This window comes from Nostoc sp. UHCC 0251 (assembly GCF_034932245.1).
Taxonomy (GTDB): Bacteria; Cyanobacteriota; Cyanobacteriia; order Cyanobacteriales; family Nostocaceae; genus Nostoc.
Map to the genome: position 1 here is coordinate 1 of NZ_JAYGHD010000085.1, position 17,389 is coordinate 17,389.

The following is a 17,389-nucleotide window of genomic DNA, read 5'->3' on the forward strand; positions in this document are numbered from 1 at the left end:
TAAACTGCGTAGGTTGGGTTGAGGAACGAAACCCAACAAACTCCCGGAAATGTTGCGTTTCACTTCGTTTAACCCAACCTACAATTATCATTAACTAAACCGTATTGGTTTATAGAGACGTTGAATTCCAACGTCTCTTATTAGGTTATTCGTCGTGTCAATTACAGCAGATTTAAGCTAAATCATCTGTCGGTCTGAAAAAGAAAATCGCTGTAACTTTACTATTTTTTAGACTGAATTTGCTGAACTAAATCATAAAAAGGTTGCCAATTATCTTCCTGAGCAATTGGTTCCCAAATAGATTCAATTACAGGTCTTAATAATGCAGTTTTCGGATTATGAACAGTTAGAGTTTGAGCAATTACATCAATGCGATCGCTCTCCAAATCATTCAAAATTTTATGATACAGTATGCACCAATCATCAAAAATTCCTGACGCACCCGGTACTGGCACAATATCTGAACTATTCATCACAAAACCTGGTTCATCTCGCCATTTCGATGAAAAAGTCCGAGCCATCTCATAAAAAAATTGGTGATAACCAACTTGGCTATCTTTCAAAAATTCAACCGTTAGATTTAACAGTTCCTCAGCTTGTGGATGTGGCAAATCCTCAAAACCTAACTTTTTCAACATCAAAGAGCTGTATTCAGGTTGATAATACTCATCAAACATTGCTAATCCAGCTTCCATTTCCTCTTTATCGATAATCGCCTTTAAAGGTTCCTGGAGCATTTGTAAATTCAACTTACAAACACTTGGTTGATTACCGTAACAGTAGCGTCCATAATAGTCAAAATATGCAGCTATAAAGGATGGGTTATAAGTTGGGATAAACGCGTAAGGGCCATAGTCAAAACTCTCTCCCGTAATTGACATATTGTCAGTATTTAGGACTGCATGACAAAAGCCAGCCGCCATCCACTGCGCTACTAATTCTGCAACTCGTTTCACTAATTCGGCGTAAAACAAGGCATATTTATTTTGTTCGGCACTTAAATGTCGATAATACTGCTCAATTACGTGGTCTAATAACTTCTTAGTTAAATCTGGACGCTGGAAAAAATGCAGTCGCTCAAAAGTGCCAAACCGAATATGAGAACTGCTCATTCTAATCATCACACATGAGCGAGTAGGCGAAGGTTCATCTCCCCGCCAGAGGGGTAAACCTGTTTCAATCATGGTCAGACAGCGCGAGGTACGTACACCCAAGTGGTGTAGTGCTTCCGCAGCCAGAACTTCCCGCACCCCACCTTTGAGCGTCAGCATACCATCGCCACCACGGGAGTAAGGCGTTCTCCCAGAACCTTTCGTGCCAAAATCGTACAATTCGCCATCAGTGGCGCGCACTTGCCCGTAGAGGAAGCCTCTGCCATCACCTAACTGTCTGTTATATTCACCAAATTGATAGCCGTGGTAACGTAATGCCAACAAGGGTTTACGCCCCTGAAATTTGCCAAAGGCTGTGATAAAATCTTCATCTTTGACTACTTGAGGGTCTAAACCCAAGCGGGGTAGTAGTGCATCGTTACGCCAACGCAGGAGGTGTTGGGGAAATTCTTCTGCTGCAACCTCGTCGTAATAGTCATCGCCTAGAGATTCCAAGGCGCTTTCGTAGTTGAGGGAGAGAAAAGGATTGTTAGAATTTTTGTAGTTTGGAGTTTCAGCCAGAGTCATTACGAGCAAAGCTTAATTCATTCTTCTCTTAATACTACCTCTGGCTTCAGCATCAGCATAGACGCAAAAAGCGGCCCATATCTAAAATATCGCAGCGTCACCATTAAAATTTAGAGCGCATAATGGATAAAGTTTTGCAATTAAAGAAAAAGTTAACTCAATTAGCTATTTTAGACGCTACATTTGAGGTTTTTGGCTCAGAATCACACCAATATCAATTCAAACCTTGCTTGAGTAACAAAGATATTCAAGCGTTTGAAACTAGATATAATATTACGCTACCAAGTGAATATCGAAACTTTCTCTTAGAAGTTGGTAATGGTGGTGCAGGGCCAGGATACGGTTTATCTGGACTGTCGGGAATTAAATCTGAAGATGTGATCTCAGAAAAACTATACCAAGAAAACTACAAAATTCTCTCTAAACCATTTCCTTTAACAGAAGCATGGAATGATTTGGCTTTGATTGTAACGAATAATACGGGTTCTGTTACCAACAATGATGACTATTTCGATGATAAGTTTATCCAGGGTACTCTCACTATTACAAATTATGGTTGTGGAATTTATGCGATGTTAGTCATTACTGGAGAGCAGCCAGGAAAAATTTGGATAGATGATCGTACTAATGATAATGGAATATATCCTGCTTCTTTGAATTTTTGTCATGCTTTCCATGACACCGACCCTGATGATTTCCATCCAGATAGCGGACAGGAGCAGCCTTTGAGTTTTTATGATTGGTATGAAGACTGGCTCAACCGAAGTTTGGAGCAAATCCGCCAGTCTTCGTAATTCGTAATTCGTAATGACGCTCGAAGACTCGCTAACGCTGCGCTAACGTAATTCGTAATTTTTGGTGAATCACTAGGTAAATTGGAAAACATTATGATCTAGAATTATTTTGGAATTTATAACCATAATAATTCAATTATGAATTACTTTAAAATTTAGGTGCTTGCCAATTAGGATTTGTGAGACTTGTCATAATATGATCTTCCCATTGTCCATTAATTAATAAATAGTCTCTAGCATATCCTTCAATGACAAAACCTAGACTTTTGAGGACATTACCACTGCGCCGATTATGAGGCATATAATTAGCCATAACTCGGTGAAAATTTAACTCTTGAAAGAGATGCTGAGTTGCGACTTTTAGCCCTTCTGTCATATATCCTTTACCTTGTTGATTTTCAGCAAGGCTATAACCCACGTAGCAAAAATGAGCGGCTCCTCTGACAAAATTACTAAAATTAATCGTTCCAATAATTATAGTGGGATTTTTTTTAGTAAAAATAAATAGTTTTAATGATTGCCCATTAATAAATTCTAGAAAAATATTCTCTATCTGATACTGCCAATATTCTTCAGTGAAAAACCCATCAGCCCAAAGAGGATAAAATGGAGTGAGATAAGTTTTGTTAGAAATGAAGTATTTGAGAATTTGGGGTATATCTTCATGAGTTGCAGCTCGTAATAATAGGCGATCGCTTGTAATTAGTGGCAGTTCTGATATCATAATCGACGGTATATCTTCCCAGCACATTCTCTAAATTTTATAAATTCTCTCATACCTACGCTTTAGCAGCAGCAATAAGATTAACTGTCTCATTATCAGTACAACTGCCCAATGTCCAATGATAGGGTAAGTATTTATGCTGATAATCTGCCATTCATCCAAAATCTTGATAAGCTGATGTCTAATATCTAGAGCGGAAGGATTGAGAGCCAATGGGTGATAAAGCACAGTACGCGGCATAACTTCGATGAAATCGCTTTGCCCAAACGCTGTACCGCAGGAAATTCAACCAAAAGACAGCTCAAGATTTAACCCAGTCTACAAGAAGGATAGTGATGTGGTGGGAATACGCTACGATTGGCAGGAATTAGAAATTCGGACGATATACAACACGCCATTGCTAGAGCTGATTTATCAAGCTGCTAGCGTGCATCGCCAATATCATGACCCAACAAAAATACAAGTTTGTAAGCTTATATCTATTAAAACGGGAGGTTGTCCAGAAGATTGCAGCTACTGTGCCCAATCTTCCCGCTATAAAACAGAGGTAAAGGCGGAAGCACTCCTAGAAAAGGAAACGGTAGTTAACATCGCTCAGAAAGCGAAAGAAACTGGTGTTAGTCGCATCTGCATGGGTGCTGCTTGGCGCGAAGTGCGGGATAACTCACAATTTGAGGAAGTCCTGGAAATGGTCAAGGATGTAACCGCAATGGGTTTAGAAGTGTGCTGCACTCTGGGTATGTTGACGGCAAATCAGGCCAAGAAATTAGAAGAAGCGGGACTTTACGCCTACAACCATAACTTAGATACCTCGCAGGAATATTACAGCACAATTATTACCACGAGAACTTATAGCGATCGCTTGAACACAATCGAGAATGTCCGTCAGACAAATGTTACCGTATGTTCCGGCGGTATCCTGGGTTTGGGCGAAACTGTCGATGACCGGGTTGGGATGTTACAAACTCTGGCAAACTTACATCCGCATCCAGAGTCTGTGCCAATTAATATTCTCTCCCAAGTACCGGGTACACCCTTAGAAGATCAGCCTGATGTCCCCATTTGGGATATTGTGCGGATGATTGCCACAGCCAGAATTTTAATGCCAGCTTCTGATGTGCGTCTGAGTGCCGGTAGGGCTAGACTTTCTCAAGTTGAACAAGCTTTCTGCTTTATGGCAGGAGCCAATTCTATCTTTTCTAGCGACGACAACAAAATGTTGACGGTGACAACTCCCTGTCCAGATTACGATAGCGATCGAGAAATGCTGAATTTACTTGGTTTGGGAATGCGTCCGCCTTCCCAAAGGCAGGAGAAAGTAGCAAGTCCCGCTATTGTAGGATAAATATTTGATTTCGTGAAAAACATTTAGTCAAGGATTTAGATCCAGACTAAATGTTTTTTGTTATGCCCTTCTTGAAAAAGGTAGCCGCTATTCTCCTTCAAATGAAGTCAAGAGCTTTCTTAACAGCACAATAAGTAATTCCCGCTCTGACTGCTCCAAAACATTGAGGATGCGATGCTCATTGGCAACATGAGCTTCTACGGCTTTCTCAATTAAGTTGAAACCTTCTTCTGTCAATGTAATTAAAGTACCGCGCCGATCGCTCGGATCAGGAATTCTTTGTACCAACCCAGCTTTCTCCAGTTGGTCAACGCGATGGGTCATTGTGCCGGATGAAACCATCAAAGTGTTAAACAAAGCGGTTGGTGATAGCTGGTAAGGAGCACCAGAGCGACGTAAGGTAGCTAACACATCAAATTCCCCAAGATTCAGACCAAACTGAGAAAACGTCTCTTGGATTGCGTGTTCAAAATGCTTGGCTACCCGTCCCATCCGCCCAATTACTCCCATTGGCGATACGTCCAAATCAGGACGCTCACGTTGCCATTGCGCCAAAATCATATCGACTGAATCGGAAGCCATTGCGCTGATTGCTGATGCAAGTTTCTTGATATCAAATATCTTAACATCAAGATAAATGCTAAAATCTCGATATCAAGTATCTTGATGTCGAGATAAATTTTATGAAGATAAAGACTGCCGGAAGGTTTGATATTTGGCTGACAGCTTTAGCACCAGCAATCTGGGGAACTACATACATTGTGGCAACCGAACTTTTGCCACCGAATCATCCGTTGTTAGTTGCAGCTTTGCGATCGCTACCCATTGGTATTTTTTTAACCGCAAGTTTGCGACAACTCCCCAAAGGGATTTGGTGGTGGCGCATTTTGCTGCTGGGAGGGTTGAATATTGGTATTTTCCAAGCTTTACTGTTTGTGGCAGCCTATCGTCTTCCCGGTGGAGTAGCAGCAACAGCCGGAGCAATTCAACCGTTGTTAGTAGTGATATTTTCGTGGCTATTACTGGGCGATAAACCATCAAAACGAGCGATTATCGCTGCCATTACCGGATTTATTGGCGTTGGTTTATTGGTTCTCAGTCCAACGGCTCGTCTTGATTGGATCGGAATTGTCGCTGCGATCGCAGGAGCAGTAACAATGGGCTTAGGAACTACATTAACCAAACGCTGGAAACGTCCAGTTTCTCTGCTGGTGTTTACGGCATGGCAATTGGCGATCGGCGGGATGATTCTTTTACCTATTGCCCTAGTTGTTGAAAAACCGTTGACTAACCTGAGTGCGACAAACCTATTGGGATTTGTCTATTTGGGTGTGGTGGGAACTGGGTTAGCTTATATGCTTTGGTTTCGGGGAATTGAACGATTAAAAGCAACTGCTGTTTCTTCCTTGGGATTGATGAGTCCGGTAGTTGCAACACTGATGGGATTTCTGGTGTTACATCAAACACTAACACCAATTCAACTGAGTGGAGGAGCGATCGTACTAGTGAGTGTTTTAGTGGGACAACAAACTAATCGATTGAGCGATCGTTCGACTACTTTGAAGCGAAACTTGTTATGAATTGAGGGACAGACAGAATGCCCGTCCTTCAATCATCGGTTGATACGTTGAATGTATCTCTTGGTTAAATTATTTTGGCAGTCCGCAAACCGAACAGCAGACCGACAGCCAAACCAAAGAACAAAGCTAAAAAGCCGATGTAAGCTACAATTGCAAACATTTATGTTTCTCCACAATACTTTCTAAATCTATTGAATCATTAGTTGTTGGGCATTGGGCATTGGAAAACTTTTCCCTAATCTTCAGTCGCCAATCCCCAATCCCCAGATTGCGATAGAATACAGCCCACGGGCGCTTGTTAGGGGTTAGGCAATGACTTCTGTAATTAATGTGAATTTACCAGAGCAGTCTTATGAGATTGCGATTGCACCTTCGAGTTTAGATCAACTGGGTCAGCAGATGGCCAGTCTGAAGCTAGGCAAGAAGGTATTGCTGGTTTCTAATCCGACGATTTTTAAGCATTTTGGGGAAAGAGCAATTACATCCCTGACATCTGCTGGATTTGAAGTTGCTAGCTGCACCCTACCACCTGGGGAACGCTATAAAACCCTCAATTCCATCCAAAAACTTTACGATATCGCCTTAGAAAACCGCCTAGAACGTTCTTCGACTATGGTGGCTTTGGGCGGAGGTGTAATTGGCGATATGACTGGCTTTGCAGCTGCAACTTGGCTGCGCGGTATTAATGTTGTCCAAGTGCCTACCACTCTCTTAGCGATGGTAGATTCGGCAATTGGTGGCAAAACTGGCGTGAATCATCCCCACGGGAAAAACTTGATTGGGGCATTCCATCAACCGCGTTTGGTTTTGATTGACCCAGAAGTGTTAAAAACTCTTCCTATGCGCGAGTTTCGGGCAGGAATGGCAGAAGTTATTAAATATGGTGTAATTTGGGATGCCGAATTGTTTGCTCAGTTGGAAGCAAGTAAACGTCTAGACCAACTCCGCTATGTAAAACCTGACCTGATACATTCCATATTGGTGCGGTCTTGTCAAGCTAAAGCTGATGTTGTTAGCAAAGATGAGAAAGAAGGCGGATTGCGGGCGATTCTCAACTATGGACATACTATCGGTCATGCAGTAGAAAGTTTGACTGGTTATCGTCTAGTAAATCATGGTGAAGCAGTGGCCATTGGCATGGTAGCAGCCGGTCAAATTGCTGTGGAATTGGGACTGTGGCAAAATGTTGACACAGAACGTCAAAATGCTTTAATTCAAAAAGCAGGTTTACCGACTCAGTTACCATCTGGGGTAGATATTGAAGCAATTATTGACGCGTTGCAATTAGATAAGAAAGTCAAAGCGGGGAAAGTGCGGTTCGTTTTACCAACAGAGATTGGTGTAGTAACAGTTACTGATGAAGTGCCATCAGATATCATTCGGCAAGTTTTGCGGGGAATGTGAAGAATTCAGGAGTCATAATGGGCTAAACCTTAGCTATCCGCTAACAGGAGTCAGAATAATAATTAGTTGCTCTGTTCTTCAATTACAAATTACGAACTTGTACTGAGCGTCTTGCCCTGAGCGTATCGCTAAAGCGAAAGCTCCGTTAACGCGTAGCGTCTCGCAGAGAAGCCGAAGGGAGCCGAAGTATTACGAATTACGAATTAATGAGCCATGATACTCCAAGCTAAAAATCAATTAACCTTGCAAGAGTTCTTAAATCTTTCTCCAGGTGAGGGAGATGTAACTTATGAACTTGTTGATGGTCAAGCAATTCCTAAAATGTCACCAAAATTTTTTCACGCAAAACTTACCCGCGTGCTTCTCAATTTGATTGAGCAATCGTGTGAAGCCAAAGGAGAAGTTTGCCCGGAATGGGCTGTTGCATTAACCCGTCGGGGGCGAGATTGGATGCCAATTCCAGATATTTTATATATCTCTAATGAACGTTTACCCGCCAACTGGGATGAAGACGAAGCTTGTCCTGTTCCTCCTGATTTGGTAATTGAGATTATTTCGCCCGGACAAACCTTTGGACAAATGGCGGCTAAAGCTAAAGACTATTTAGATGCTAAGGTGTTGCGGGTGTGGGTGGTAGATAGTAAAGCGAGAAGCATTACTGTTTTTTATCCAGATGCAGCACCACAAACTTATATGGGAGAAGAATTACTCAAAGATTCTTTATTTAAGGGATTGGAATTTACTGTTGAGCAGGTGTTTCAAAAGGCAAAAATACCATTAGATACCGAATAGTAAACTTTTTACATTTACCACAATTCTCTTCATCTCAACGTCCATCGAAATTTGAATCGGCGGCTTTTTGCTACTCAAACTTTTATATCTTTATCCAGCAACACCCTATTTTTGAAACTGCGGTTCTTTCTGCGGTTGCTGCTGGCTATTTGTTGGTTGCAATTTTTGAAATAAAGCTGGTGGCGTAGCTTTGCGGAATGCGCCGCAGTAGTGCATAGTTATAACTGCTTTAAAAGCCCAATGGTCTGATGGCACATCAGTAAAGGGATTTGGTAAAGTTTCTGCTTGATTTTGGATACAAGCATTCAAAACTTGATTCGATTTTGCTGGAGTGTTGGTTGTAGGTTCTTGAGATTTAACAGGGGTAACAAAGCTAGTAGTAGCTAGCACCACAGATGTTACCAGAAGTTTCCAGTTCATAATTTGAGTCTTCTGGGGATGAAAGTCTACCCTATGTTAGTTCCCAGGCTGTTGCCCAGGAACTAGAATCAACTTGCTAAGATTAAGCGTTAGAAAACATGGTAAGCATTACTAACATAACAACTAATGCACTGATCCAAAGAGCTAATGATCCCCAACTAACTGAATCTTTTTGTACTTTTTGCCAAAAATTGCTAAATAAGTTATTCCGAATTGCCATTTTATAACCTCCAATTTTTATTAAACTTGCGCTGACTCAATCCATTAAGCCTGTATTGAGTAAATAAAAGTTAATCTTTAGAGGGATCAGCCTTTATTTACTGAATCCCAGAGATTAACCTACAGAGATTTAAATTCATTCATGCAGCGAGTGCCAATGCATGTAAGCTGCTAGGCATTACTGAAATCTAAAAAACGAACAAAAATTTACAAAAAGATATTTGTTGATGCTTAAATTAATTTTCCCATACGTAACTGTTTACACTCGAAAATTTGGCGATTTTGAGAAAATTCTTAACGTTGTCTTAATTAGGTATAAAAGTTAGTGTTTTCAAATCAAAACTACTTAAAACTTGACGATGTTTCACTTTTACTCGTGATTTATCTAGACTTGAAAATAGACACAATTAACAGTAAAAAGGTAGGTAAATAATGGTGCAGCAAATAAGACATAATGAACCGAAATATATCTGTATCATTTCAGTTGAGAGAATTACAGCCAATCAAGACGAAGAAATCATGACCTTTGGTGCATCAGCCGACGATGCAAAAAAACAAGGTGAGGAATTGTTAGCATCTACCTATGGTTGTAATCAATCACAAGTTTTGGAATTAATCCAGCAAGCACGAATTGAACTAATAGCTCAGTGGTGTGCCCCTCAAGAGCGCAGAGCCATATAAAATCAAGGTGGTTGAGCCATTAAAAATTACTACTAGCCCTGAACGCGAACAGGCAATGCCTACGCATGAGGTAGTAAAGGCACTGAAATAGAAAAACTTAATATAGAGTAAAAAACAGCGCCGCACTACCAACTAAACTATGCTACCGTTCAAAACTTTGCTACGCGTCCGACACTATGAGATGGACGCCCTTGGGCATGTAAATAACGCTGTCTACCAAAATTATCTAGAACAAGCAGCCATCGAGCATTCAGAATACCTGGGCTTAACTTTGGATGTATATCGACAAGTAGGTGGCGTATTTGTCATGCGGCGGGTAGAAATTGACTATTTACGCCCAGCAGTAGCAGGCGATACCCTAGAAGTCACTACCTGGTTGAAGGAAATGCGCGGGACTCGTGCCTTCCGATGCTACGAGATTCGTAAACAAAACCAAGATAATTTGTTAGTAACGGCAGAGGCGCTATGGGTTTGGGTGGATGCACAGACAATGCGCCCAAAACCAATTCCTAGTGTAATGTTAGACAAATTTTTGCAAATCCAAAACCCAGGTGTTACAACCTAAAAATGGTTAGTTATTCACCATTTAATCAATCTTAATTTTTCTAATGAAAAACAAATGATTGATTTTGTTTCCCAGGTAATGTTGAGGATCAAGAATACACAACTATGATGTTATAAGTGCAAAATTTAAATTTGTAGTAATTGCAATCAAAATTAGCTTAGTAAATCAGGATTTTCAAGCCAATATTATGGAGCAAAGTCAGCCACAACAGCGCCACGGCGCCGATCACGTATTTCAAGAATCCCTTGAACAGTTGGAGGATATCTTACAAGAAAGTTCAACTGAGGAAGAAGAAATCCTACAATCGCATACTAGTAGTCTCAGTGAAGTCGAACTCGATCAAGAATTGACAAATATTGATTTAGCCGCTCTTGAAGATGCAGTTGCTGATATTGAACAATATCTTGAAGAAATAACAAAAACTAAAGAAAATTGATGACTTCTAAGTTTTAACTACTAACCCCTAACTCTTGACTCATTTGACGCCGAGCTTCGTACAACATTAAAGCAGCTGCGATCGCCACATTCAAAGATTCCACCCCAGGACTCAGAGGAATTCTTACTTGCTTATCTGCGATCGCTGCTAAATCTGCCGACAATCCAGCCCCCTCATTTCCCAGTAAAATCAAACTGGGTTTGCGCCAATCCACTTCCCAATAAGTTAAAGTCGCACTGGGTAAGGTTGCCACTACCTGCATTCCTGCCTGCTGACTTTGTTGAACTGTAGCTTTTAAATCTTCGGTTACGGCTGTTGGTAGGCGAAACCATTGCCCTGCTGAAGCCCGGAGAACTTTGGGACTGTCTAAATCTACACTATCTGCACTTACCCACAACCCCGATGCTCCAGCAGCAGCAGCAGCGCGGATCATCGTACCGAGGTTGCCGGGATCTTGCACGGTTTCTAAAGCCAGAATTATACCAGTAAATGCTAATTGAGTTTGGCGATCGCTTCGTTTTGCCGTTGCAACCACACCATCGGGTTGGACTGTGGTAGCGATCGCATCCAAGATTTCTTTACTCACAATTTCGGCGCGATCGCATCGGCTACAAGCTTCTTCCCAGAGTGAGGAGTGATTTGCTTGCCATTCTGGAGTACAACACACTGTTTCAAGTGGGTAATTTACCGCACAAGCTTCTTCTAACAGGTGTGTCCCTTCTAGTAAAAATAACTGCTGCTTGTGCCGCTCCTTGGTGGAGTGGAGCTTGCGGATTTGCTTGACTAGGGAATTTTGTAAACTGGTCAACACGATTTTTAATTTTGGATTTTGGATTAATCGAAAATCCAAAATTTATATGCGGAACCCGGGACTTGAACCCGGAAGCCTTGCGGCACTAGAACCTGAATCTAGCGCGTCTGCCAATTCCGCCAGTTCCGCTGGCATTTATCTTTATCGACAATTTCCTATTATTGCGTTATGTTTTACCTTTGTCAAGTTAAAACATAACGGCTCCTTTAAGAGGCTCAGACTGGAAACAAGTTTTTCAGGGCATTGGGTCAAATCAAAATATTAACTGAAAAGTACAGCATGGGTTTTTAGAGAACACTTAAGTTATTTTACTGAGTATTTAATTTAGCTTAAAACTACTACTCATTCGTTCATTTTTATTAATTTTTTCAAAAGCTCAAAGTGCCTGCTGTTGTTGGCTTTCAGCCACTCTTTTTCACCAAAAAACAATTTTTTTATGCAATATAGTGTTCTAAAATGTGGACAATTTGAATCTTTACTGTAGAATCAAAACCAACTTCAAACATATAAAATACGTATTACTTTTGGAGGTAGGCTTATCAATCCTTCTACCAGCTTACCAGATGCCAAAATTGCTCCAGAAGCAGACTCCTCAGTCTTGCAAATTTGGGGTGGGCATCCTTTGCGAGGTCATGTGAAAATTAGCGGGGCAAAAAATGCAGCACTAGTAATCATGGCTGGAGCCTTGCTGTGTCCGGGCGATTGTCGTATCCGCAATGTCCCCTTATTGGCGGATGTAGACCGGATGGGTCAGGTATTATCGGCTTTGGGTGTAACCTTAACGCGACAAGGCGATATTTTAGACATCAACGCTAGCGAAATTAAAACATCAAAAGCTCCCTACGAACTAGTTACCCAACTGAGGGCGAGTTTCTTCGCCATTGGTGCCATTCTGGCAAGATTGGGAGTAGCACAGATGCCGTTACCCGGTGGTTGTGCTATTGGGGCAAGACCAGTTGACTTGCATGTTCGAGGACTGCAAGCAATGGGAGCGGAAGTACAAATTGAGCATGGCATTTGTAATGCCTACGTACCTGGCAGTAGCCGGAGATTACAAGGTGCAAAGATTTACTTAGATATCGCCAGTGTCGGAGCTACGGAAAACTTGATGATGGCGGCTACCCTGGCAGAGGGCGAAACGATCATCGAAAATGCTGCCAGAGAACCGGAAGTAGTTGATTTAGCTAACTTCTGTAACGCGATGGGAGCGAAGATTAAGGGGGCGGGGACTAGCAGAATTATTATCGAAGGAGTCCCCAAATTACATTCTGTTGACTACAGTATCATTCCCGATCGCATTGAGGCCGGGACGTTTTTGCTAGCAGCAGCAATTACCCGTTCCGAACTTCTTCTATCACCTGTTGCTCCAGAACATCTCATACCAGTGATTGCCAAGCTGCGGGATATTGGAGTGACAATAATTGAGGAAAAGCCTGAACACTTACGTATTCTGCCAGCGGAAAGCCTTAAGGCAACGGATATTGAAACTCAATATCATCCAGGTTTTCCCACAGATATGCAAGCGCCATTCATGGCTTTGCTGGCAGTGGCAGAAGGCGACAGCGTAATTAACGAATCTGTCTTTGAAAATCGCTTGCGTCATGCCTCAGAGTTGAATCGCTTGGGGGCAGACATTCGTGTTAAAGGCAACGCTGCTTTCGTTCGGGGAGTACCGAAATTGTCTGGCGCACCAGTATTAGGTACGGACTTACGAGCATCGGCAGCGCTAGTCATAGCAGGACTGGCGGCAGAAGGAAAAACCACAATTCAAGGATTACAGCACCTCGATCGCGGCTATGATCGGCTCGATGTGAAGTTGCAGCAATTGGGCGCTAAAATCCTGCGTGTGGGTGAAACATCAGCAGATGCAGAAATCGCTTCCACCATCAGTAGCCTGTCGAGTTGAAGAAGAGGCAAGGGAGCAGGAAGAAGCAAGGGGGCAGGGGGCAGGGAGCAGGGGGAAAGTCAAAAACTTGATGCAGGTTCTTTTTCCCCTTTTCTCCCTGCCCCCTGTCCTCTTTCTCTCTGCCCCCTGCCTCTTTGTTGAGACTGAGGCGGGAACAAGGAGAACAAGGTAAAATTTTCTCCCTTTGTTCCCCCTGTCCAGCCTAGTTAAATCGTTATACTAACTGTGGGTGGCTGTTTATCTAACCAGCCAGATTCTATAGTTGTGTTTTTTATAGCTTGCTGCACTATGTCCTTCTTCAAAACCCCGCTGATTGGTTTAAAAGCTGACTCATTTCGTCATCCATTAGACCTGGAAGCTACCAAAACGCTCAAGCAAATACCAGGCATAGATATGTTGGTACGAAATTGGCTTGGACCAATGGCAGAGCAGGTTTTCTATGTGGAAAATATTGCCTCCAGCATTCTGGTGGGTGAAAAGCAACTGCCCGATTTATACAAGCTGTTATTAGATGCCTGTAAAATCCTAGATATAGAGCCTCCCCAGTTGTACGTCCGCCAACATCCGGCTCCCAACGCCTATACTTTTGCTGTGCGGGGTAAGCAGCCGTTTGTTGTAATACACACATCTCTAATTGATATCCTCACACCAGAGGAAATACAGGCAGTAATTGCCCACGAGTTGGGGCATCTCAAGTGTGACCATAGCGTTTATTTGACGCCTGTAAATTTATTAATATTAGCTGCGGCGATTGTGCCCAATGTTGGAACTTTCGTTGCTCAAGCGATACAAGCACAGCTTTTAGAATGGGTACGCTGTGCTGAGTTTACCTGCGATCGCGCCGCATTACTAGCAACCCAAGACCCCAAAGTTGTCATGTCAGTGTTGATGAAGCTGGCGGGTGGTTCCCCCACCTTAGCGCCACAACTGAATCTTGATGCCTTTGTTGCCCAAGCCCGCGCTTACGATGATATTAGCAAGACCGAACTAGGTGAAATGGTCAAAGCTGCCCGCACAGCCCAATTAACCCATCCAGTGCCAGTGCTGCGGGCGCGAGAAATTGACCGTTGGGCAAGCAGTACAGAATATCAATCTTTAATCCAAAGTCATGGACTGAAGTCTACAAGTAATGAAGTTGCACCCAAAGGGGGATGGCGAAACTGGTAGAACGACTAATGAAATTTGGTTATCTAAATTAGATGTGTTTTAGCTTACAATACTCCAGATGTTTCGCTCATGCGTTGGCGCAGCCCGTCGTAGACATCGCACTTACTAAAGTTTTTAGGCAAGCTGTGGGCGATTCACTGTAATGTAAAATGCTGGTACAGCCAAAAAATCAGCTAATGACTAGGTTTCCTTACGACCAGTTCGCCAAAGACTATCTTAAAGAATTGTTACAACCATTGGGAGAAGTGGAAACAAGTCGGAAAGTTCCAGCCCAAATCCGAGAGATTGATGTTTATTTTGTACCTTCGCCCCAATCGACAAATACAATAGAATTAGGGCTGTTAGGAAAATTTGCGGCTGAACCTGCATTAGTTGAACCATTTAGAAATGCAGCTACAATTGCGGAAATTCGCAGTTGTATAAATAAGTTGTTTGATATCTTTGCTGAAGTAAAGCGTCAAGGTAAAGGCGATAAAACTCGGCTTACAGAATCAGAATTACCACGTTTGTGGATTTTATCACCCACGGCTTCTGAATCTATATTGGATGGTTTTAGAACTAACCTAGATGAAGAAAATTGGGGAATAGGAGTAAATTTTTTAGACGATTATTTTAGAACAGCAATTGTGGTGATTCACCAATTACCGTGTACCGAAGAAACATTATGGTTGAGAATTTTAGGTAAAGGAAGAGTCCAGCAACAAGCGATAGATGAACTAGAAGCACTTCCCCAAAATAATCCCTTACGTTCCAAAGCAATTGATTTATTATTGAATTTAAAGACTACTTTAGAATTCAATCAGAATATAGACGAAGAGGATAGAGATTTAATTATGCGTTTATCACCTATTTACGAGCAAAAATTAGCAGAAGTTAAACAAGAAGGAATTCAAGAAGGAATTCAAGAAGGAATTCAAGAAGGAATTCAAGAAGGAATTCAAGCAGAACGTCTTAATGTTATAGAGAATTTGTTGCGAGTTCGCTTTGGTTCTTTAGATGCAGAACTAAGAGGAATTACTGAAGCTTTATTGGCATTATCTCCAGAAGAATTTACTCCTTTATTACTGCAACTATCTAAAGAAGAATTATTAAATAGATTCCTTTAGAAAAACGCAGTCGGAGATACTGGGTTTTACAGCTTTACTAATCAGATTAAAAAACATCCCATTGCTTAACCCACAGCCTCTACCATGACAGTTGTACCCAACGATCATCGCTTTCAACCCATAAATCTGTTTGAGTACGAAAAGCTAGCAAAAGAGCGTCTCTCTCAAATGACGCTTGATTACTATAGTAGTGGTGCTTGGGATGAAATTAGCTTACGAGATAATTGTGCTGCCTTTGAGCGAATCAAACTGCGACCTCGTGTATTAGTCGATGTAAGCAATCGCAATTTAACTACCTCCATTTTAGGACAACCCCTGCAACTACCTATATTAATTGCGCCAATGGCCTTTCAATGTCTAGCCCATCCAGACGGAGAGGTGGCCACAGCCCTAGCTGCCGCATCAGCTGGAGTAGGTATGGTGTTAAGTACAATGGCCACAAAGAGTATTGAAGAAGTGGCGACTGCATGTGATAAATTTCCAGATTCTCTGCGATGGTTCCAGCTTTACATCCATAAAGATCGGGGATTAACTCGTGCTTTGGTAGAAAAAGCCTATAAAGCCGGCTACAAAGCACTTTGTCTAACTGTAGATGCACCTGTTCTCGGACAGCGAGAAAGAGATAGACGTAACGAGTTTGCCTTACCCTCAGACTTACATCTGGCTAATCTCGCCACTATCTCAGGGCTAGATATTTCCCATGAAGAAGGCGAATCTGGATTATTTACTTATTTTGCCCAACAGCTCAACCCAGCAGTAACTTGGGAAGATTTGGAATGGCTGCAATCTTTATCTCCACTACCTTTAGTTATCAAAGGAATTTTACGGGGAGATGATGCTGTTCGGGCTGTAGAATATGGGGCCAAAGCAATTGTTGTTTCCAATCATGGTGGCAGACAACTCGACGGTGCGATCGCTTCAATAGAAGCCCTAGCTGAAATAGTAGCAGCAGTGGATGGTAAAATAGAAGTACTTCTGGATGGAGGCATTCGCAGGGGCACAGACATCCTCAAAGCTCTGGCATTAGGAGCAAAAGCGGTACTCATCGGACGACCTATTTTGTGGGGACTAGCAGTAGCAGGGCAAACTGGTGTGTCTCATGTAATCTCACTACTACAAGATGAGTTAAATGTGGCAATGGCACTTAGTGGCTGTGCCAAACTGCATGATATTGACCCTAGTTTATTGAACCTGCCACGCCTTTAAGCCAGAAAATTCTTAGATTTCTGATTCCAGCAAAGCTTTTAAAATTAATTTTCAGACTTGTTACAAAATCACTTAATTAGAGTATACTAGTTAAGGTGAGATATATGGGCGGGTGGCGAAATTGGTAGACGCACCACACTCAAAATGTGGCGGCCTTGCGGTCATAGGAGTTCGATTCTCCTCCTGCCCACTACCAAACAAGTACAAGAGAGGTAAAAACTTATGCGCCTGAAAAGATGGGAATCTCCCCGTAAAGAAGGCAGAAATGATAAAGGTAGAGGCGGTTCTGCAAGGAAGAGGCAACTAAAAAAACAAAGGCAAATGTTACGGCAAAAACTCAAAGAAGCTAACAAACCAAACAATGACAAAAATAATAGAGCAGGGGAAGATAAGTTTATCTTCCCCTTATTTTTTGGGCTTTTATCTCATAAAAAAAATTGGCTCTCAGTTCTTTTTATGGAGTCGAATAATAAATAAAATCTAATCAGAGCCTATATTCTAGGACTTACGCACTGTACAAAGTAATCATCTTGTGTATCAACGTAAAGGCGTTG

The 17,389-nt window shown here is 42.0% G+C and carries 19 protein-coding genes and 2 tRNA genes; 14 read left to right on the forward strand and 7 right to left on the reverse strand.

The window, feature by feature from the left end; translation table 11 throughout:
- Positions 1–221: 221 nt before the first annotated feature.
- Positions 222–1,679, reverse strand: a complete 1,458-nt coding sequence (locus VB740_RS12140; RefSeq protein ID WP_323200255.1) for a protein adenylyltransferase SelO — start codon at positions 1,677–1,679, stop codon at positions 222–224.
- Between the two features lie 122 nt (positions 1,680–1,801).
- Here VB740_RS12140 and VB740_RS12145 point away from each other — a divergent pair, with 122 nt between their 5' ends.
- A complete protein-coding gene (locus VB740_RS12145; RefSeq protein ID WP_323200256.1) occupies positions 1,802–2,473 on the forward strand; it encodes an SMI1/KNR4 family protein in 672 nt (223 codons plus the stop codon).
- 148 nt (positions 2,474–2,621) lie between these two features.
- Here the strand turns inward: VB740_RS12145 and VB740_RS12150 are convergent, their stop codons facing one another.
- Entirely contained in the window at positions 2,622–3,197 is a 576-nt protein-coding gene (locus VB740_RS12150) for a GNAT family N-acetyltransferase (RefSeq protein ID WP_323200257.1), read from the reverse strand.
- A 337-nt stretch (positions 3,198–3,534) separates the two neighbouring features.
- On the opposite strand from VB740_RS12150, the gene bioB reads away from it, so the two are divergent.
- Positions 3,535–4,542, forward strand: coding sequence for a biotin synthase BioB (gene bioB, locus VB740_RS12155; RefSeq protein WP_323200271.1), 1,008 nt, complete (start codon positions 3,535–3,537; stop codon positions 4,540–4,542).
- Between the two features lie 87 nt (positions 4,543–4,629).
- On the opposite strand, the gene VB740_RS12160 is transcribed toward bioB, so the two are convergent.
- On the reverse strand, positions 4,630–5,124 hold the full coding sequence (locus VB740_RS12160; RefSeq protein WP_323200258.1) for a MarR family transcriptional regulator: 495 nt from the start codon (positions 5,122–5,124) through the stop codon (positions 4,630–4,632).
- 101 nt (positions 5,125–5,225) lie between these two features.
- Between VB740_RS12160 and VB740_RS12165 the strand changes: the two genes are divergently transcribed.
- On the forward strand, positions 5,226–6,122 hold the full coding sequence (locus VB740_RS12165) for a DMT family transporter (protein WP_323200259.1): 897 nt from the start codon (positions 5,226–5,228) through the stop codon (positions 6,120–6,122).
- Positions 6,123–6,186: 64 nt separating this feature from the next.
- Here VB740_RS12165 and petL read toward each other — a convergent pair whose 3' ends face one another.
- Entirely contained in the window at positions 6,187–6,282 is a 96-nt protein-coding gene (gene petL, locus VB740_RS12170) for a cytochrome b6-f complex subunit PetL (protein WP_100899295.1), read from the reverse strand.
- Between the two features lie 152 nt (positions 6,283–6,434).
- On the opposite strand from petL, the gene aroB reads away from it, so the two are divergent.
- Positions 6,435–7,526 (forward strand): 3-dehydroquinate synthase, encoded by a 1,092-nt coding sequence (aroB, locus tag VB740_RS12175; RefSeq protein ID WP_323200260.1) that lies wholly within the window; start codon positions 6,435–6,437, stop codon positions 7,524–7,526.
- A gap of 213 nt (positions 7,527–7,739) precedes the next feature.
- Positions 7,740–8,318: a Uma2 family endonuclease gene (locus tag VB740_RS12180; RefSeq protein ID WP_323200261.1), complete on the forward strand. Its 579-nt coding sequence runs from the start codon at positions 7,740–7,742 to the stop codon at positions 8,316–8,318.
- A gap of 105 nt (positions 8,319–8,423) precedes the next feature.
- On the opposite strand, the gene VB740_RS12185 is transcribed toward VB740_RS12180, so the two are convergent.
- Positions 8,424–8,738: an S-layer protein gene (locus VB740_RS12185; RefSeq protein ID WP_323200262.1), complete on the reverse strand. Its 315-nt coding sequence runs from the start codon at positions 8,736–8,738 to the stop codon at positions 8,424–8,426.
- A gap of 651 nt (positions 8,739–9,389) precedes the next feature.
- On the opposite strand from VB740_RS12185, the gene VB740_RS12190 reads away from it, so the two are divergent.
- The 3 genes from VB740_RS12190 (at position 9,390) to VB740_RS12200 (ending at position 10,639) form a co-directional block, all read left to right on the forward strand.
- A complete protein-coding gene (locus VB740_RS12190; protein WP_323200263.1) occupies positions 9,390–9,638 on the forward strand; it encodes a hypothetical protein in 249 nt (82 codons plus the stop codon).
- A gap of 139 nt (positions 9,639–9,777) precedes the next feature.
- Positions 9,778–10,203, forward strand: a complete 426-nt coding sequence (locus VB740_RS12195) for a thioesterase family protein (RefSeq protein ID WP_323200264.1) — start codon at positions 9,778–9,780, stop codon at positions 10,201–10,203.
- Positions 10,204–10,390: 187 nt separating this feature from the next.
- Positions 10,391–10,639, forward strand: a complete 249-nt coding sequence (locus VB740_RS12200) for a hypothetical protein (RefSeq protein ID WP_323200265.1) — start codon at positions 10,391–10,393, stop codon at positions 10,637–10,639.
- A gap of 13 nt (positions 10,640–10,652) precedes the next feature.
- Here the strand turns inward: VB740_RS12200 and VB740_RS12205 are convergent, their stop codons facing one another.
- Both VB740_RS12205 and VB740_RS12210 read right to left on the reverse strand, forming a co-directional pair.
- Complete coding sequence (locus VB740_RS12205) at positions 10,653–11,450, reverse strand: RNA methyltransferase (RefSeq protein ID WP_323200266.1); 798 nt, start codon at positions 11,448–11,450, stop codon at positions 10,653–10,655.
- Positions 11,451–11,497: 47 nt separating this feature from the next.
- Positions 11,498–11,579 (reverse strand) — tRNA-Leu (locus VB740_RS12210).
- 409 nt (positions 11,580–11,988) lie between these two features.
- Between VB740_RS12210 and murA the strand changes: the two genes are divergently transcribed.
- The 6 genes from murA (at position 11,989) to VB740_RS12240 (ending at position 17,312) form a co-directional block, all read left to right on the forward strand.
- Positions 11,989–13,356, forward strand: a complete 1,368-nt coding sequence (gene murA, locus VB740_RS12215; protein WP_323200272.1) for a UDP-N-acetylglucosamine 1-carboxyvinyltransferase — start codon at positions 11,989–11,991, stop codon at positions 13,354–13,356.
- A 288-nt stretch (positions 13,357–13,644) separates the two neighbouring features.
- Positions 13,645–14,523 carry a M48 family metallopeptidase gene (locus tag VB740_RS12220; protein WP_323200267.1) on the forward strand — a complete coding sequence of 293 codons (879 nt, stop codon included), beginning with the start codon at positions 13,645–13,647 and terminating at the stop codon, positions 14,521–14,523.
- A 176-nt stretch (positions 14,524–14,699) separates the two neighbouring features.
- Positions 14,700–15,629 (forward strand): hypothetical protein, encoded by a 930-nt coding sequence (locus tag VB740_RS12225; protein ID WP_323200268.1) that lies wholly within the window; start codon positions 14,700–14,702, stop codon positions 15,627–15,629.
- 84 nt (positions 15,630–15,713) lie between these two features.
- Positions 15,714–16,835 carry an alpha-hydroxy acid oxidase gene (locus VB740_RS12230; RefSeq protein ID WP_323200269.1) on the forward strand — a complete coding sequence of 374 codons (1,122 nt, stop codon included), beginning with the start codon at positions 15,714–15,716 and terminating at the stop codon, positions 16,833–16,835.
- Positions 16,836–16,941: 106 nt separating this feature from the next.
- Positions 16,942–17,025: transfer RNA gene (locus tag VB740_RS12235), tRNA-Leu, on the forward strand.
- 32 nt (positions 17,026–17,057) lie between these two features.
- The gene (locus VB740_RS12240; RefSeq protein ID WP_323200270.1) at positions 17,058–17,312 is read left to right on the forward strand and encodes a hypothetical protein; all 255 of its coding nucleotides are present in this window, start codon (positions 17,058–17,060) and stop codon (positions 17,310–17,312) included.
- The last annotated feature ends 77 nt before the right edge of the window (positions 17,313–17,389 follow it).

Excerpts from the sequence above, each read along its gene's own strand:
- VB740_RS12180 (WP_323200261.1), top strand. The coding sequence starts at position 7,740 with ATGATACTCCAAGCTAAAAATCAATTAACCTTGCAAGAGTTCTTAAAT.
- VB740_RS12200 (WP_323200265.1), top strand. The coding sequence starts at position 10,391 with ATGGAGCAAAGTCAGCCACAACAGCGCCACGGCGCCGATCACGTATTT.
- aroB (WP_323200260.1), top strand. The coding sequence starts at position 6,435 with ATGACTTCTGTAATTAATGTGAATTTACCAGAGCAGTCTTATGAGATT.
- VB740_RS12195 (WP_323200264.1), top strand. The coding sequence starts at position 9,778 with ATGCTACCGTTCAAAACTTTGCTACGCGTCCGACACTATGAGATGGAC.
- VB740_RS12240 (WP_323200270.1), top strand. The coding sequence starts at position 17,058 with ATGCGCCTGAAAAGATGGGAATCTCCCCGTAAAGAAGGCAGAAATGAT.
- VB740_RS12190 (WP_323200263.1), top strand. The coding sequence starts at position 9,390 with ATGGTGCAGCAAATAAGACATAATGAACCGAAATATATCTGTATCATT.
- VB740_RS12185 (WP_323200262.1), bottom strand. The coding sequence starts at position 8,738 with ATGAACTGGAAACTTCTGGTAACATCTGTGGTGCTAGCTACTACTAGC.
- VB740_RS12140 (WP_323200255.1), bottom strand. The coding sequence starts at position 1,679 with ATGACTCTGGCTGAAACTCCAAACTACAAAAATTCTAACAATCCTTTT.
- VB740_RS12150 (WP_323200257.1), bottom strand. The coding sequence starts at position 3,197 with ATGATATCAGAACTGCCACTAATTACAAGCGATCGCCTATTATTACGA.
- VB740_RS12220 (WP_323200267.1), top strand. The coding sequence starts at position 13,645 with ATGTCCTTCTTCAAAACCCCGCTGATTGGTTTAAAAGCTGACTCATTT.
- petL (WP_100899295.1), bottom strand. The coding sequence starts at position 6,282 with ATGTTTGCAATTGTAGCTTACATCGGCTTTTTAGCTTTGTTCTTTGGT.
- VB740_RS12230 (WP_323200269.1), top strand. The coding sequence starts at position 15,714 with ATGACAGTTGTACCCAACGATCATCGCTTTCAACCCATAAATCTGTTT.
- VB740_RS12225 (WP_323200268.1), top strand. The coding sequence starts at position 14,700 with ATGACTAGGTTTCCTTACGACCAGTTCGCCAAAGACTATCTTAAAGAA.
- VB740_RS12145 (WP_323200256.1), top strand. The coding sequence starts at position 1,802 with ATGGATAAAGTTTTGCAATTAAAGAAAAAGTTAACTCAATTAGCTATT.
- VB740_RS12160 (WP_323200258.1), bottom strand. The coding sequence starts at position 5,124 with ATGGCTTCCGATTCAGTCGATATGATTTTGGCGCAATGGCAACGTGAG.
- VB740_RS12165 (WP_323200259.1), top strand. The coding sequence starts at position 5,226 with ATGAAGATAAAGACTGCCGGAAGGTTTGATATTTGGCTGACAGCTTTA.